Raw genomic sequence first — 15165 nt, forward strand, 5'->3', positions numbered from 1 at the left:
CTGGCCTGGCGCGCGTGGCTCGGCTATAGTGGGCGTCCAGCCACCGAATCCTAGCTCCCTGAAAGCCGACCATGCCGCTTCGTCCATTCCCGCCGGCCGCCCTGCCCCTGGCCCTGCTGCTCGCCTTCGGCCCGGGTGCCGCCGCGACCGCCAGCGCCGCCGCCCCGATGACCCTGGCCGACTACCTGGCCCTGGAAGGCCCGGCCCCGACTGCCCGCTTTGCCTACGGTAGCGCAGCGTCGCAGTACGCGGAGCTGTTCCTGCCCTCCGGCGCGGGCCCGTTCCCGGTGGCGGTGCTGGTGCACGGGGGCTGCTGGACCAGCCGCTTCGGCGGCATCACCCAGCTGCGCAACATGGCCGGCGCACTGGCCGCGCGCGGCATCGCGGTGTGGAACGTGGAATACCGGCGCAGCGACGAAGCCGGCGGGGGCTATCCCGGCACCTACCAGGACATGCACGCCGCGCTGGCGCTGCTGGGACAACAGGCCGCGCGTCACCGGCTCGACCTGGAGCGGCTGGTCGCGGTCGGTCACTCGGCCGGCGGCCAGCTGGTGCAATGGATGGCCGGACGCGCGCGCATTCCGGCCACCAGTCCGCTGTACGCCGGCAGCGCGCCGCCGGTGCCGGTGCGCGCCGTGGTCAGCCTCGGCGGCCTGGCCGACCTGCGCGCGCAAGCACCCCTGATCAAGGCCAGCTGCGGCCGCGACACGGCGGAACTGGCGGGCCTGCCGGGACCGGACCGCCCCGACGTGTTCGCCGACACCAATGCGGCCGAGCTGGTGCCCAACGGCAGCCGGACCTGGCTCGTCACCGGGGAGCGTGACACGATCTCGCCGCCGCGCGTGGCGCACGAGTATGCGGCGCGGGCGCGCCAGGCGGGCGATGCCGCCGAAGTCGTGATCCTGCCCGGCGCCAGCCATTACGACGAAGTGGCCGCCAGCTCGCCCGCCTGGCCCCGGGTGCTGGACGTGATCGAGCGTGCCCTGGGCCTGGCGCGGCCTTGAGGGCCTAGTCCTCCGGCCAGGCGATGCGGCGCGCCAGCGGCGCCTCGAGTTCGAGCGCTCCCTGCGCCGCCGCCACGCAGGGCAGGATCCAGCCTTCGCGCTTTTCTTCGAGCGACAGGCCGGGCCACTCGATGAGATGGACCGCCGTGCCGTGAAGCACCCGGCAGATGCAGCTGCGACAGGTGCCGTTGCGGCAGGAGCTGGGCAGCGCAATGCCGGCGCGCTCGGCGGCTTGCAGGATGCTGGCGTCGGCGTCCGCCTCGAAGGCGAGCGCGGCGGGATGCAGCAGGATCGGATGGCGGCTCATGCCGGCATTGTAGCGCCGCCGGGCCCGCCCCCTTGAGTTCGTTCTCGCACAGACCCGCAGGCGCTGCGGCACTACGCTGGGGTTTCCAAAAGCAAGCATTGCAGGAAACCACATGAACAAAATCACGCTCCCCACCCTGATCGCCGCCGTCTCGCTGGCCGCGCTGCCTGTGGCGCAGGCAGCCGCGGTGCCGCCGCCACAGACCCAGCAAACCCAGCAGGCGCAAGCGCCGCAGCAGCCCGCGGCAGCGGCGGCTGCCCCGGCCACCGCCAAGCAGGCCGAATTCGAACGCAACCTGCGCGCCCAGGTCCTGCTCGACCGCGCCTATTTCTCGCCGGGCGAGATCGATGGCGCCTACGGTTCCAACATGCGCCAGGCCCTGAGCAGCTTCCAGGCCGCACGCCAGCTCCCCGTCACCGGAAAGCTCGACGAAGCGACCTGGAACGCCCTGAACGCCGACACCACCGCGCACCTGGCGACCTATACCCTGGTCGAGGACGACGTGGCCGGTCCGTTCCGGCCGGTCCCGAACGACATGATGGAAAAGGCCAAGCTGCCGGCGCTCGGCTATGCCAGCGTGACCGAAGGCCTGGGCGAGAAGTTCCACGCCAGTCCGGCCCTGATCGAGCGCCTGAACCCGGGCAAGAACCTGCGCCGTGCCGGCGAGCAGATCATGGTGCCGAACGTCCATGGCAAACAGCCGCTGCCGAAGGCGGCCAAGGTCGTGGTCAGGAACGAAGCCAAGGTGCTGCAGCTGTACGACGCCGGCGGCGCCCTGCTCGCCCAGTATCCGGTCTCGACCGGCAGCGAGAACGATCCGCTGCCGATCGGCACCTGGAAGATCGAAGGCATCCATGCCAACCCGACCTACCACTACAACCCGAAGCTGTTCTGGGACGCGGAGCCGGGCGACAAGAAGGCGAAGATAGCGCCCGGCCCCAACAACCCGGTGGGCGTGGTCTGGATCGACCTGTCCAAGCCGCACTATGGCATCCACGGCACTCCGGTGCCTGGCCACGTCGGCAAGACCGAATCGCATGGCTGCATCCGGCTGACCAACTGGAGCGCCGCCGAGGTCGCGGGCGCGGTGGCGGCCGGCCTCGAGGTCGTGCTGCAGGAATGATGCCCGGGCATTCTTAACCCCACGGAGGATGAGATGAAATGGTTGATGAGCTTCCTGCTCGGCGTGCTGGTCGGCGCCGGTGGATTGTTCGTGCTGCTGCGCGCCGTGCCCGACGAACCCGCGCCTGTCGCCAGCGCGCCGCCCGCGGGCGTGCCGGCGGCGCAGATCGAGCCCCAGCTGCCTGGTCCGCCGGTGGTGCAGGCCGACCTCAGCGAGTTCGACCTGCCCCTGCGTCCTCCATCGGCGGCCGCCGCGGCCGCCGGCCCGCAGTCGCCCGCCGATGCGGTGGCGGCAGCCGTGCACGGCAAGCTGCTGGTGCCGGTGCAGGGCCTGAAGCAGGCCAGCCTCACCGATACCTATGACCAGCCGCGCGGTAGCCAGCGTCACCACGAGGCCCTAGACATCATGGCGCCGAAAGGCACGCCGGTGCTGGCGGCCGCGGACGGCAAGGTGGCCAAGCTGTTCACCAGCAAGCCGGGCGGCACCACCCTGTATCAGTTCGATCCGAGCGAAAAGTATGCCTACTACTACGCGCACCTGGACCGCTATGCCGACGGCATCAAGGAAGGCATGGAAGTGAAACGCGGCGACGTGATCGGCTATGTCGGCGTGACGGGCAATTCCGATCCGAACGCGCCGCACCTGCACTTCGCCGTGTTCGAACTCACGCCCGAGAAGCAATGGTGGAAAGGGACGCCGATCAATCCCTTCCCCCTGATGACGGACGGACAGGCCGTCGCGGCCCAGTAAGACCTCAGAAGCCGCGTGTCCAGCTGAGTGCCAGCGTGCGCCCGCGGCCGGCGTAGGTCGCATTCGGATCCACGCTCGATGCCGATTGGGAGTAATAGCCGACGTAGTACTTGTCGAACAGGTTTTCCAGGCTTAGGCCAACACGTCCGTAGGCAGTGTCCCAGGTGACGGCGGCGTCGGCCAGGGTGTAGCCCTTGAAGTGCTCTTCGAGGTTGCTGGTGCCGACGCGGCGGCCGATATTGATGTCGCGGTCGCGCAGGTGGGTGGCCTGCAGGCGCAGCTGGGCCTTCGGGCTGAAGCTCCAGTTGGCGCCCAGCACCGCCTTGTCCGGCCCCTGCGAACGGGCGCCGAGGTCGAGGTCCATTGGCGCGCCCTGCGTGGCGGCGGTCTTGCCGTCCAGCGTGGCCCAGGTACCGAACACGCTCAAGGCCCTGGTCGGACGCCATTCGGCATTCGCTTCCCAGCCCTTGACGGTGGTCGGCACGCGCTCGACCAGGCCGATGCCGCTGGACGTGATCCGGATCACGCTGCCCAGCTTGGAGCGCGAATCGTAGCGCGACAGGCCGAACTGGCCGGTCGCACCGCGCCAGTTGACGCCGACCTCGTTATTGCGGGTCACGATGGGCTGCAGGCTGATCAGGCTCGAGACCGACTGGTTCGGCACCGCCACGCCGCGCAGCACCAGGCCGGCGTCCGGCAGGCCGAAGCCTTCCGAGCTGCCGGCGAACACCGACCAGCCGGGGGCCAGGCGCCAGACCGCGCCGATGTTCTTCACCGCCTTCGTGAACTCGGCCGAGCCGCCCTGCACCCTGCGGCTGCCATAGGCGGCCAGGGTGGTATAGGTATCGACATCGAGCTTGGCGTCTTCGTAGCGCACGCCGCCGCGCACCGTTACCGGGCCGAGCTCGTACTCGAGCTGGGTAAAGGGCGCCAGCGAGCGGAACTTCAGCTCCGGCACCCAGGTACGCCCGGTGCCGGCCAGGCGTTGCTGCGGGTTGTCCTGCAGCCAGTCGACGCCGGCCGTCAGTTCCAGCCCGTCCACCCACAGGTCCGGGCGCACCCAGGTGACGCGTGCACCGCGCTTGTCGGTCACCACCTGCGACTGGTCCCACAGGCTCCCGCTCGGGGCGATCGCCACGTCCTGGAAGGTCGCGGTGTTGGTCGCGCCATACAGGGCCGAGAATTCGTGCCCGAACAGCTGCACGCTCAGGCTGCCTCCGCCCAGGTTGTGATGGCGGTAGTCGAGGCTGGCGCTGCGTACCTTGTTGCGCGGTGGCATGCCGATCGGCGTGCCCGGCACCGAGCTGGTCGGCACGCCCTGCGCCAGCTTGCCCGGCACGCTGCGGTAGTCGCCGTCGCCGGCCAGGTCGAAGCGGTTCAGGGTCAGTTGCAGGCGCTGGTCGCCGAAGGACTTGCCCATCTTCAGGAACAGGTCATTGCCGTGCGAATCCATGGTGTCGCCCTGGACCGCGTCCACGCCCAGGCGGCGGCCACGTCCGTCGTAACCCATGCCACGGCGCTGCACGCTGGCAAAGGCCAGCAGGTCGAAGTCGCCCGCCTTGTGGCTGACCGTCAGGCCGGTCTTCCAGTCCAGGCTGTCGGACTCGAACTGGCTGGCGAAGCGCGTGTTGACGGTATACCGCGTGCCTTCGACGCGCGGAGTCTTGGTGATGTAGTTAATGATGCCGCCGGTCGCGCCCATGCCCTGCATGGCGGAAGCGCCGTTGATGACCTCGATACGCTCGATGATGGCGCTGTCGGCGAAGTAGCCTTCGCGCATCCCGGCGCGCAGCGGGTTCGATTGCGGGATGCCGTCGAACAGGATCAAGGGCTGGCGGCCACGCAGCGATTCGCCGGTCGAGGTCATCTTCTGGCGGCTCGGGGCATAGCCCGGCACATAGGTCGACAGGGCCTGCGACGGGTCGTCGGCGATCAGGTACTGGGTCGCCAGCTCCTGCTGGGTGATGACCGAGACGGCGCCCGGAATCTTGTCGATCGCCTTGGCCGTGCGGGTGGCGGTGACGACGACCGTCGCGGTCGCGTCCTCCCCGGCCCGCTCCGGCACCTGTTCCTGGGCGGTGGCATTCGCCATCAGCATGCAGGCAAGGGATACCGCGGCGGCGGCGGGCTTCATCAGGTTTTTCTTGTTCATAAGGAGCGCTAGGCTTGCTGTGACGAATGCCCGTAATGATAATCGTTATCATGTAACGACGCAAGATCGAGAATCATTCTCATTTCGGTTATCATTCACCCATGAAACCGCTCATCCGCTCCGTTCACCTCTGGGCCGGCCTCGTCTTCGGCACCATCCTGGTCCTGCAGGGCCTGACCGGCACCGTCATCGGCTGGCGCCACGAGCTCGACGCGTGGCTCAATCCGGGCCTGCTGCGGGTGGCGCCGCCGCCCGGGACCATCGCCGGCGCCGAGGCGCGTCCCTCGGCCGCACAGGTGGCTGCCGTGAGCACGCGCCTGGCGGGCGATCCGGCCTATGGACGGCCAGATACCCTGTTCCTGCCGGAAGTGCACGGCGATGTCTATGTAGCCTGGTATCGCCCGGAAAAGCCGGCCTCGCGCTGGTCGCAGGGGGTGACGCGCCAGGTCATGGTCGACCCGGCCAGCTTGCGCGTGCTGGGCGAGCGTAACTGGGGCGAGGCCGGCCTGTCACGGCCGCTCCTGATGCCTACCCTGTTCCACCTGCACCGCTACCTGATGTCGGGCGACGCCGGCAAGCTGGTGATCGCGGTGCAGGGCGTGGCCCTGATGCTCCTGTGCCTGAGCGGCATCGTCGTGTGGTGGCCCAAGCCGACCCTGGCCGCGTTCTGGCATGCGGTGACGGTACGGCGCGGCGGCAACTGGCCGAAGTTCAGCTTCCAGCTGCACCGCGCAGCCGGTTTCTGGGTGGCGCCGGTGCTGCTGGTGCTGGGCTTCTCGGGCGTGTATTTCAATGCGCCGGAGTGGCTGACGCCGGCGATCCGCGCAGCCGCGCCGCTTGCGGAGAACGTGAAAGTCACAAATGCCAGCCCGAACGACGGGCCGCGCATCGACGCCGGCGCGGCGCTGGCCGCGGCCCAGGCACGCTATCCGCAAGCGCGGGTGTCGCGCATCGGCATCCCGACCAAGCCGGAGCAGCCCTACGAGGTGCGGGTACGCCAGCCGGGCGAATTGCGCCACGGGCCTGGCGCTACCCGCGTGAGCGTGGATGCCGGCAGCGGCGAGGTGCTGCGCACGGTCGACCCGCTGGCCGCGCGCGGCGGCGACTGGTTTGTCAGCACCCTGTATCCGCTGCATACGGGCGAAGCCTTCGGGACCGCCGGCCGCGTCCTGATCAGCGTGGTGGGAATGACCCCGCTCGTCTTCTTCATCACCGGGCTGGTCGTGTGGATCAAGTTCCGCCGCAAGCCGGCCAGGCGCAAGGCTCCAGCCGGCAGGGCCTTGCAGGATGCGGCACCCGTCATGGCGCGCACCCGGCAGGCGCAGCCCTGAACGGGCGGGCCCGGCAGGCTGTATCGGCCTGCCGTGCCCTTCACGCGCTACTCGGCGCAATACTCAACGCAATACTCAACGCAAATACTTAGCGCGAATATGGCCGCCCCTCGCGCTCGCCCTGGTAGCGGCCGGACCGATAGCCCGCGTCGTCGCGATCGCGCCGCTGCATCAGGTACACGGCGGCGCCCACCACGGCCGTGGCAATCAGGGCCTTCTTCGCCAGGCCGGCCGGATTGTGCTTCATCTCGGACTTGATGCCCATCTCGCCCAGGATGTTCGGCACGTGGCCGCGCGCCAGGTCTTCGACCACGCCTTCGACCACGTTGACGCGGTCGGCCAGCAGCAGCAGCATCCAGTGGCGCAGGTCGTTCTCGGTGGACTTGAAGGCCAGCCGGCGGATCATGCCCGACAGCCCGGAAGGCGGCTGGGCGGTGCCGAAGATCGGCGTGATGCCGGGCCGCTCGGGCGAGACCAGGATCTCGACGGTTTCCGGCTGCTGGGGCGGATCGCCCGGCTTGGCGTCGATGAAGCGTGGCGGCGTGCGTTCCATCGGCACCGCGGGACGGTTTTTGCGGTCGAGGTCGGCGCCCCAGCCCTGGATGTGCGACAGCTCCTCGCGCGACGGACGGCGCGGCACGAGGTGCCCCTGGGCCGGATGGCTGTGCAGGTGGTCATGGTCATGGTCGTGACCGTGGTGGTGTTCGTGTGCTTGCATGGTCGCTCCTTAATGCGTGGTGCTGGCCTTGACCGCGCGCACCTGGTTGGCGCTCGGCGGGATCAGGATGGGCTTGATGCAGTTGTCGAGCTTGCTCGAGAAGATGTGGTAGGCGTCGGACACTTCTTCCAGCGGGATGCGGTGGGTGATGATCTGCTTCGGATCGATGTGCCCGGCGCGGATGTGCTCGATCAGGCGCGGCAGGTGGCGCTTGACGCTGGCCTGGTTCATGCGCAGGGTCAGGCCCTTGTTCAGCGCGTTGCCGATCGGGACCATGTTGGTGGTCGGGCCGTATACGCCCACGATCGACACGTTGCCCCCCTTGCGCACCGAATTGATGCACCAGTGCAGCACGGTGGCCGCGCCGCCCTGGATCTTCATCAGGCGCCCGGTGATGGTCTGGCTGATGTTGCCCGAGGCGTCGCCGCCGACCGCGTCGATGCAGACGTCGGCGCCCATCCAGTCGGTCATCTTCTTGATGTGCAGCGCCATGTCGTTCACTTCGAGGAAGTTCACGGTCTCGCACTGGGCGTAGCGCTTGACGAACTCCAGCCGGTAGTCGACGCAGTCGACCACGATCACGCGTCCCGCGCCCATCAGCCAGGCCGACTTGGCGGCGAAGATGCCGACCGGGCCGGCGCCGAACACCACCACCGTGTCGCCCTCCTTGATGTCGCCCATCTCGGCCGCCTGGTAGCCGGTCGGCAGCGCATCGGTCAGCAGCACGGCGTCGTCGTCCTCGATGTCGTCCGGGATCACGTAGGGGCCGACGTCGGCCATCGGCACGCGCACGAACTCGGCCTGGCCGCCATCGTAGCCGCCGGCCGTGTGCGAATAGCCGTAGATGGCGCCGACCGCGGTCGCTTCCGGGTTCGTGTTGTGACAGTTGCCGAACAGCTCGCGCTGGCAAAAGAAGCAGGAACCGCAGAACAGGTTGAAGGGCACCAGCACGCGGTCGCCCACCTTCAGGTTCTGCACGCTGGAGCCGACGTCCTCGACCACGCCGATGAACTCATGTCCGAAGGTATGGCCGACACGGGTGTCGGGCACCATGCCATGGTAGAGGTGCAGGTCCGAACCACAGATGCACGAACGGGTGACGCGCACGATGGCGTCGCCGGGATGCTCGATGACAGGGTCGGGCTTGTGGTCGGCGCGGACACGATAGGGCCCGCGGTAATTCATTGCCAGCATAACTCCTCCTCGAAAGTCACATGAGTGTTTCACGACAGGATGTCACGGTGCCCGCCGCTCGGCGGGCGATGTGGATGCACGTTATGTCAAAACGCTAAGGATTGCGATACGCGCACGGAAACGAACGGGGCGTTTCTACGCGCTTTCGAACGTCGCGGGGGCTCGACGGGAGCTTGTCCTACACGGCGCGCTAGAGCTGGCGCGCTTCGAAGGTATTGCACTGCTCCACGCTGCCGCTCTCCAGGCCGCGGCGGAACCAGCGCACCCGCTGCGCCGAACTGCCATGGGTAAACGAATCCGGCACCACTGTCCCCTGCGACTGGCGCTGCAGCGCATCGTCGCCGATGGCGGTTGCCGCGGCCAGCGCCGCCTCCACGTCGCCGGGCTCGATCACCTGGCTGCGCTGGTGGGCCCAGATGCCGGCAAAGCAGTCGGCCTGCAGCTCGAGCCGCACCGACAAGCGGTTGCCTTCGGTCTCGGACATGGCCTGCTGGGCGCGATGCACCTGGTCCGAGATGCCGAGCAGGTTCTGCACGTGGTGGCCGACCTCGTGCGCGATCACGTAGGCCTGGGCGAATTCGCCTTCCACCCTGAAGCGCTGCTCCATCAGGCGGAAGAAGCTGAGATCGATGTACACCTGGCGGTCCGCCGGGCAATAGAAGGGGCCGGTGGCGCTGCGCCCGGTGCCGCATGCGGTGGGCGTGGCGCCTTCGAACAGCACCAGGCGCGCCGGCTGGTATTGCGCGCCCTGGCCGGAGAACAGCTGGGCCCAGGCATCCTCGGTCGAGCCCAGCGTCTTGCGGACGAACACCGATTGCTCGTCGTTCGCCGGCGGCCCCGCAGGCTGGCGCTGCTGGACCGGTACCGCGCCGCCCCCGCCCGAGAGCAGGGCCAGGATGGTGCCCGGATCGACGCCGAAGATCGCACCGCCGACCAGGGCAATCACCAGGGTGCCGATGCCGACGCTGCGTCCGCCCAGCCCGCCGAATCCACCGCCGCCACCGCGGCGGTCCTCCACATTCGTGCTTTCGCGTTCGCCTTCCCACTTCATGGCCTGTCCTCCCCGCCTGTCCTGTGTATGCGAATGCGGGCGGCTCAGCGTTCAGGACGCCGCTTCAGCCCGCACGTATCGGCGCGCTCGCGCGCGTCCTTGAGCCGCAATTCTTCCTCCTGCGGCGCCAGCCCGGCGCGCACCGCGTCGTGCTGGCTGCGCGCCTGGCGTTCGCGCGCCAGTTCGCGTTCCAGCTGGCGCCGCGGCGTTGCCAGACCTTCGTCGCCGTCCCTGTTTGCCATGCATCCTCCGACTAGTCGAACCGAGTATGGACGCGGGGGCGAGCGCGCACTGTTCGCATGCGCACACAGCAGGGATATTCGACGCGAAATCGGCAACGGGCCGGGGACATGGCAGGGAATTGGCAGCTGTACGGCAAGTATGTTCGCTGCCGCACAGCCACGCCGGGCCCGATGACGGATGCTGGCGGCATGACAAGCCACCATGCCCAAGCCCTGCTCTCCCTAGGCACCTACCTGCGCGCCCACGACTACCGTTTCATGACGGTGACGCCGTCGACCCACCGCCGCATCAACCGGCGCCCGGGCAACGAGCGCGCGCTCGACCTGCGCGGCATCTTCGGCTGGAGCCGGCCCTTTGCCGCGGACGACGTCGCCCCCGAGCTGCTGGCCCTGATGCGCGAAGCGCGCATCCTGGCGCAGGACGGCAGCCTGCTGCGCTCGACGCTGCGCGCCTCCAGCCTGGGCGACATGCTGGTGTTCCACTCGGCCTTTCCCACCGACGAGCATGACGCCGTGTTCTTCGGGCCGGACACCTACCGCTTCGTCGGTACCATGGGGCGGGCCTTTCCCTGGCTCGGTTCCGGGCCGGTACGGGCGCTCGACATCGGCTGCGGCGCCGGCGCCGGGGCGCTGGCGATTGCGCGCCACTTCCCGCACGCCGAGGTGGTCGGCGCCGACATCAATACCCGGGCGCTGGCCTTGAGCGTGGTGAACGCGCGACTGGCCGGCCTCGACAACCTGACCGTCCAGCACAGCGACCTGTTCGACAGCCTGGAAGGCGACTTCGACCTGATCGTTTCCAATCCGCCCTACGTGCTCGACCCGAGCGAACTGCCCTACCGCCACGGCGGCGGCATGCGCGGCGCCGAGCTGTCGGTGCGCATCGTCAAGGAAAGCCTGGCGCACCTGCGCCGCGGCGGCAGCCTGATGCTCTATACGGGGGTGGCGATCGCCGGCGCGCGCGACGATTTCCTGGAAAGCATCCGCCCCGAGCTGGAGCGGGTTTGCGACCACTGGACCTATGACGAGCTGGATCCAGACATCTTCGGCGGGCAGCTGGGCGAACCCGGCTACGAGGACGTGGAGCGTATCGCGGCCGTCTGGCTGCACGCGATCAGGCGCTGAGCCGGCAACCGGGCGGCTATTCAGGCGGCCAGCCGGTACAGCGCCGGGATCACCGCATCCAGGCTGGCGACTTCGCAGCTGGGCCGAGCCCCCGTGTCGTTGGCGACGCGGCCCGGATTGAACCAGCAGCTGTCGATGCCGAAGCGGTTCGCGCCGAGGATGTCGGCGTCGAGCCGGTCGCCGACGACGACGGTCTCGTGCTGCGCGAACGCGCGCGCCATGCGCACCGTGTAGTCGAAGAAGCGGCTGTCGGGCTTGGCGTGGCCGCAGGCTTCCGAGGTCGCGACAAAGGCGATGTACTCGCCCAGTCCTGAACTGGCGATGCGCCGGTGCTGGATATGGTGCACGCCATTCGTGATGATCCCGATTTCGCCGATCGCGCTCAGGCTGGCGCACAGCTGGCGCGCGCCATCGACCAGCACGACCGTATCGGACAGCGACTCGAGATAGCACGCGCTGGCCGCTTCCGGATCGAGGTCGAGGCCGTTCAGGGCGAAGGTCTGGCGGAAGCGCTCGACCTTCAGCACGTCCTTGGAGACGGTGCCGGCTTCGAAGGCCCGCCACAGGGCCAGGTTGATGGCCTGGTATTGCTGGAACAGGGCGTCCACGGTGCCATCGAGGCCGAGCGCGCGCATGGTGCGCGCGAAGGACAGCTGCTCCGAGGCCCTGAAATCGAGCAGCGTATCGTCCAGGTCGAACAGGAATAAGGTGTGTCTCACTGCGTCCATCTCTTCATGCATGACCGGGCATCTTAGCATGGGCATCCCGCCTTCCCTTCGGCGCGCCCATGGGCGGGACCGTTGCGCGCGCGCCAAACGGATACAGTTGGATACATCTGCGCGCACCATTTGTCTTGCATGGCACCGGCGTTGGCAGGAAGATGGATTGGCCGGCTGGAGTCAGGGCCGGCGAAAGGGAGCATGCCATGCAGGGATTCATGTTTGCGACCGGGATCGAGGGCAGCTATCCGGTGGTCACCGGTGGCGATGGCAGCGCCCTGCGCATCGACGAGATGGAAAAGACCGGCCACTACCGCCACTGGAAGGAAGACCTGGCCCTGGTCAGCGCGCTCGGGATCGACGCGCTGCGCTACGGCCCGCCCTACTACCGGGTGCACCTGGGCCCGGGCCGCTACGACTGGGACTTCACCGACGAGGTCTTCGCCGACATCCGCGCGCGCGGCATCAAGCCGATCGTCGACCTGTGCCACTTCGGCCTGCCCGACTGGCTGGGCAACTTCCAGAATCCCGAGTTCGTGCCCTTCTTCACCGAGTACGCGGCCGCGTTCGCGAAACGCTATCCCTGGGTCGACCTGTACACGCCGATCAACGAGATCTACATCACCGCCAAGTTCTCGGCCCACGAGGGCCTGTGGAACGAGCGCCTGCGCTCGGACCGGGCGTTCGTCAACGCGATCCGCCACCTGGCGCGCGCCAACATCCTGGCGACCGAGGCGATCATGATGGTGCGGCCGGACGCCAAGTTCATCCAGAGCGAATCGTCGGAATACTTCCACCCGTCCGGCCCGGACGCGATGGAGCTGGCGCGCCACATGAACGAGTTGCGCTTCCTGGCGCTCGACCTTACCTACGGCCACGACGTCAGCGGCCGCATGTACGAATACCTGTTCGACCACGGCATGACGCGCAAGGACTACCACTTCTTCCTCAACCGCAGCGTCAAGCCGGTGTGCATCATGGGGAACGACTACTACGCGACCAACGAGCATGTAATCCACCCGGACGGCAGCACCAGTTCCTGCGAGCTGTTCGGCTACTACGTGATCACCCAGCAGTACTACCACCGCTACCGGATCCCGGTGATGCATACCGAGACCAATAACCGCGACGCGGGCGCCGGATCGAAGGATGCGCGCGCCTGGCTCGACAAGCAGTGGTCGAACCTGGTGCGCCTGAAGACGGACGGCGTGCCGATCCTCGGCTTTACCTGGTACAGCCTGATCGACCAGGTGGATTGGGACAGCGCGCTCACGGCGAACGTCGGCACGGTCAACGAGTATGGGCTGTGCGACCTGGAGCGGCGGGTGCGGCCGGTGGGGGAAGCATATCGTCAGCTGATCGAGACTTGGCGGCCGAGGGTGGGGAACGATTTCATCTTTCTACGCTAGCCGCTGCCAGGACGCCGCCGCATAGCGAAAAGAGCTCCCGAGGGAGCCCTTTCATTTACTGGCGGAGAGGGTGGGATTCGCCCACATCCCGCGGGCCGCCCGTGCGCAAGTATGCGCACGGCTTCGCATCCCACGCGAGCGCCCCACAGGGGGCGCTCTCCTCACCGCCCGAAAACAAAAAGGACTCCCGAGGGAGCCCTTTTTATTTACTGGCGGAGAGGGTGGGATTCGAACCCACGGTACGGTCACCCGTACGCCTGATTTCGAGTCAGGTACATTCGACCACTCTGCCACCTCTCCTGATTCGGTGCTGCGTGGTCGCGTAAGCGAGGCCGCATTATAGCGGCTGTTTGGGGTTTCGGGAAGGTGCAAGTAAGCTCGAGACAGGCGTGAAAGGAAATTACATTGATAGCTACAAGATGAAAGGAAATTTCATCAGGCAAAGCATGAGCATCGCAGACTGCCCAACGCAAACAAAAAGGACTCCCGAGGGAGTCCTTTTTGTTTTACTGGCGGAGAGGGTGGGATTCGAACCCACGGTACGGTCACCCGTACGCCTGATTTCGAGTCAGGTACATTCGACCACTCTGCCACCTCTCCTAAATCGGTGTTGCGGTCGCTGCAAGAGACACGCATTATAGCGATGCTCTTGCAAAAACGGAAGAGCAAACATTCTTCCCAACCGCAAAAACTTTTCAGGCCGGCGACAGGCGTTCCAGCCCGCCCATGTAGGGACGCAGCACTTCTGGAATGATCACGCTGCCGTCCGCCTGCTGGTAGTTCTCCAGCACCGCCACCAGCGTGCGGCCCACGGCCAGGCCGGAGCCGTTCAGGGTGTGCAGCAGTTCCGGCTTGCCGGCTGCGTTGCGGAAACGGGCGCCCATGCGGCGCGCCTGGAAGGCTTCGCAATTCGACAGCGAGGAAATCTCGCGGTAGGTGTTCTGGGCCGGCAGCCAGACCTCGAGGTCGTAGGTCTTGGCGCTTGAAAAGCCCATGTCGCCCGTGCAGAGCAGCATCACGCGGTAGGGCAGGCCCAGCGAGGTCAGGATGAACTCGGCCTGGCCCACCATCTCTTCGAGCGCCGCATACGACTGTTCCGGATGCACCACCTGGACCAGCTCGACCTTGTCGAACTGGTGCTGGCGGATCATACCGCGCGTGTCGCGGCCGTAGCTGCCCGCTTCCGAACGGAAGCAGGGAGTGTGCGCCGTCATCTTCAGCGGCAGCTGGTCGAGCGCCACGATCTCGTCGCGCACGACATTGGTCAGCGAGACTTCCGAGGTCGGAATCAGGTAGAACTGCTCGCCCTCGCCTTCCGCGCCGCCCTTCTTCACCGAGAACAGGTCGGCTTCGAACTTCGGCAGCTGGCCGGTGCCGCGCAGCGAGTCGGCGTTGACCATGTACGGGGTGTAGCACTCGGTATAGCCGTGCTGGCCGGTGTGGGTGTCGAGCATGTACTGCGCCAGCGCGCGGTGCAGGCGCGCCATGCCGCCCTTCATCATCGAGAAGCGCGAACCGGTCAGCTTGGTCGCGGTGTCGAAGTCCAGGCCCAGCTTCTCGCCGATGTCGACATGGTCCTTCACCTCGAAGTCGAAGACGCGCGGCGTACCGACCTTGCGCACCTCGACATTGCCGCTTTCATCGAGGCCCTGCGGGGCGCTCTCGTGCGGCAGGTTCGGCACCGCTTCGATGAAGCGCGCCATGTGCTCCTGCACCTCGGCCAGCTTCGCCTCGTTGGCCTTCAACTCGTCGCCGAGGCCGGCCACTTCCGCCATCGCGCCGGCGGTGTCCTCGCCCCTGCCCTTCATCATGCCGATCTGCTTGGACAGCGAATTGCGCTTGCCCTGCAGTTCTTCGGTGCGCGTCTGGATCGTCTTGCGTTCGGCTTCGAGGGCGCCGAAGGCGGCCACGTCGAGCTGGAACTTGCGGGTCGCCAGGCGCGCGGCGACGTTGTCGATGTCTTTGCGGAGAAGTTGGATGTCAATCATGTCAGGGACGCTTGCGTATGTCGAAAACACAATTGTACCAAGCCGGGAGCCG

14 protein-coding genes and 2 tRNA genes are annotated in these 15165 nt (G+C 67.3%); 6 read left to right on the plus strand and 10 right to left on the minus strand.

Annotation, left to right across the window (positions count from 1 at the left end; genetic code table 11):
- Window positions 1-71 precede the first annotated feature (71 nt).
- Complete coding sequence (locus LE190_RS11260) at window positions 72-1004, plus strand: alpha/beta hydrolase (protein ID WP_225238769.1); 933 nt, start codon at window positions 72-74, stop codon at window positions 1002-1004.
- Window positions 1005-1008: 4 nt separating this feature from the next.
- On the opposite strand, the gene LE190_RS11265 is transcribed toward LE190_RS11260, so the two are convergent.
- Window positions 1009-1311: a 2Fe-2S iron-sulfur cluster-binding protein gene (locus LE190_RS11265; RefSeq protein ID WP_225238770.1), complete on the minus strand. Its 303-nt coding sequence runs from the start codon at window positions 1309-1311 to the stop codon at window positions 1009-1011.
- 112 nt (window positions 1312-1423) lie between these two features.
- On the opposite strand from LE190_RS11265, the gene LE190_RS11270 reads away from it, so the two are divergent.
- Window positions 1424-2434: a L,D-transpeptidase family protein gene (locus LE190_RS11270; RefSeq protein WP_225238771.1), complete on the plus strand. Its 1011-nt coding sequence runs from the start codon at window positions 1424-1426 to the stop codon at window positions 2432-2434.
- 33 nt (window positions 2435-2467) lie between these two features.
- Complete coding sequence (locus LE190_RS11275) at window positions 2468-3184, plus strand: M23 family metallopeptidase (protein ID WP_225238772.1); 717 nt, start codon at window positions 2468-2470, stop codon at window positions 3182-3184.
- 4 nt (window positions 3185-3188) lie between these two features.
- On the opposite strand, the gene LE190_RS11280 is transcribed toward LE190_RS11275, so the two are convergent.
- Window positions 3189-5318, minus strand: a complete 2130-nt coding sequence (locus LE190_RS11280; RefSeq protein WP_225238773.1) for a TonB-dependent receptor — start codon at window positions 5316-5318, stop codon at window positions 3189-3191.
- Window positions 5319-5437: 119 nt separating this feature from the next.
- Between LE190_RS11280 and LE190_RS11285 the strand changes: the two genes are divergently transcribed.
- Window positions 5438-6667 carry a PepSY-associated TM helix domain-containing protein gene (locus LE190_RS11285; protein WP_225238774.1) on the plus strand — a complete coding sequence of 410 codons (1230 nt, stop codon included), beginning with the start codon at window positions 5438-5440 and terminating at the stop codon, window positions 6665-6667.
- An 88-nt stretch (window positions 6668-6755) separates the two neighbouring features.
- Here LE190_RS11285 and LE190_RS11290 read toward each other — a convergent pair whose 3' ends face one another.
- The 4 genes from LE190_RS11290 to LE190_RS11305 all read right to left on the minus strand — a co-directional run bounded on the left by LE190_RS11290 (window position 6756) and on the right by LE190_RS11305 (window position 9872).
- The gene (locus LE190_RS11290; protein ID WP_225238775.1) at window positions 6756-7385 is read right to left on the minus strand and encodes a hypothetical protein; all 630 of its coding nucleotides are present in this window, start codon (window positions 7383-7385) and stop codon (window positions 6756-6758) included.
- 9 nt (window positions 7386-7394) lie between these two features.
- A complete protein-coding gene (locus LE190_RS11295) occupies window positions 7395-8579 on the minus strand; it encodes a zinc-dependent alcohol dehydrogenase (RefSeq protein ID WP_225238776.1) in 1185 nt (394 codons plus the stop codon).
- Window positions 8580-8769: 190 nt separating this feature from the next.
- A complete protein-coding gene (gene ypfJ, locus LE190_RS11300) occupies window positions 8770-9630 on the minus strand; it encodes a KPN_02809 family neutral zinc metallopeptidase (protein WP_225238777.1) in 861 nt (286 codons plus the stop codon).
- 44 nt (window positions 9631-9674) lie between these two features.
- Window positions 9675-9872, minus strand: a complete 198-nt coding sequence (locus LE190_RS11305) for a hypothetical protein (RefSeq protein ID WP_225238778.1) — start codon at window positions 9870-9872, stop codon at window positions 9675-9677.
- A 189-nt stretch (window positions 9873-10061) separates the two neighbouring features.
- Between LE190_RS11305 and LE190_RS11310 the strand changes: the two genes are divergently transcribed.
- Window positions 10062-10997 carry a N5-glutamine methyltransferase family protein gene (locus LE190_RS11310; RefSeq protein ID WP_225238779.1) on the plus strand — a complete coding sequence of 312 codons (936 nt, stop codon included), beginning with the start codon at window positions 10062-10064 and terminating at the stop codon, window positions 10995-10997.
- Between the two features lie 20 nt (window positions 10998-11017).
- Here the strand turns inward: LE190_RS11310 and LE190_RS11315 are convergent, their stop codons facing one another.
- Window positions 11018-11716 (minus strand): YjjG family noncanonical pyrimidine nucleotidase, encoded by a 699-nt coding sequence (locus LE190_RS11315; RefSeq protein ID WP_225238780.1) that lies wholly within the window; start codon window positions 11714-11716, stop codon window positions 11018-11020.
- 218 nt (window positions 11717-11934) lie between these two features.
- Here LE190_RS11315 and LE190_RS11320 point away from each other — a divergent pair, with 218 nt between their 5' ends.
- Window positions 11935-13125: a family 1 glycosylhydrolase gene (locus LE190_RS11320; RefSeq protein WP_225238781.1), complete on the plus strand. Its 1191-nt coding sequence runs from the start codon at window positions 11935-11937 to the stop codon at window positions 13123-13125.
- A 210-nt stretch (window positions 13126-13335) separates the two neighbouring features.
- Here the strand turns inward: LE190_RS11320 and LE190_RS11325 are convergent.
- The 3 genes from LE190_RS11325 to serS form a co-directional block, all read right to left on the minus strand.
- Window positions 13336-13425: transfer RNA gene (locus tag LE190_RS11325), tRNA-Ser, on the minus strand.
- Window positions 13426-13635: 210 nt separating this feature from the next.
- A tRNA-Ser gene (locus tag LE190_RS11330) sits at window positions 13636-13725 on the minus strand.
- Between the two features lie 95 nt (window positions 13726-13820).
- On the minus strand, window positions 13821-15113 hold the full coding sequence (gene serS, locus LE190_RS11335; protein WP_225238782.1) for a serine--tRNA ligase: 1293 nt from the start codon (window positions 15111-15113) through the stop codon (window positions 13821-13823).
- Window positions 15114-15165: the final 52 nt, after the last annotated feature.

Source organism: Massilia hydrophila (genome assembly GCF_020208145.1).
In the GTDB taxonomy this organism is placed as follows: Bacteria; Pseudomonadota; Gammaproteobacteria; order Burkholderiales; family Burkholderiaceae_D; genus Telluria; species Telluria hydrophila.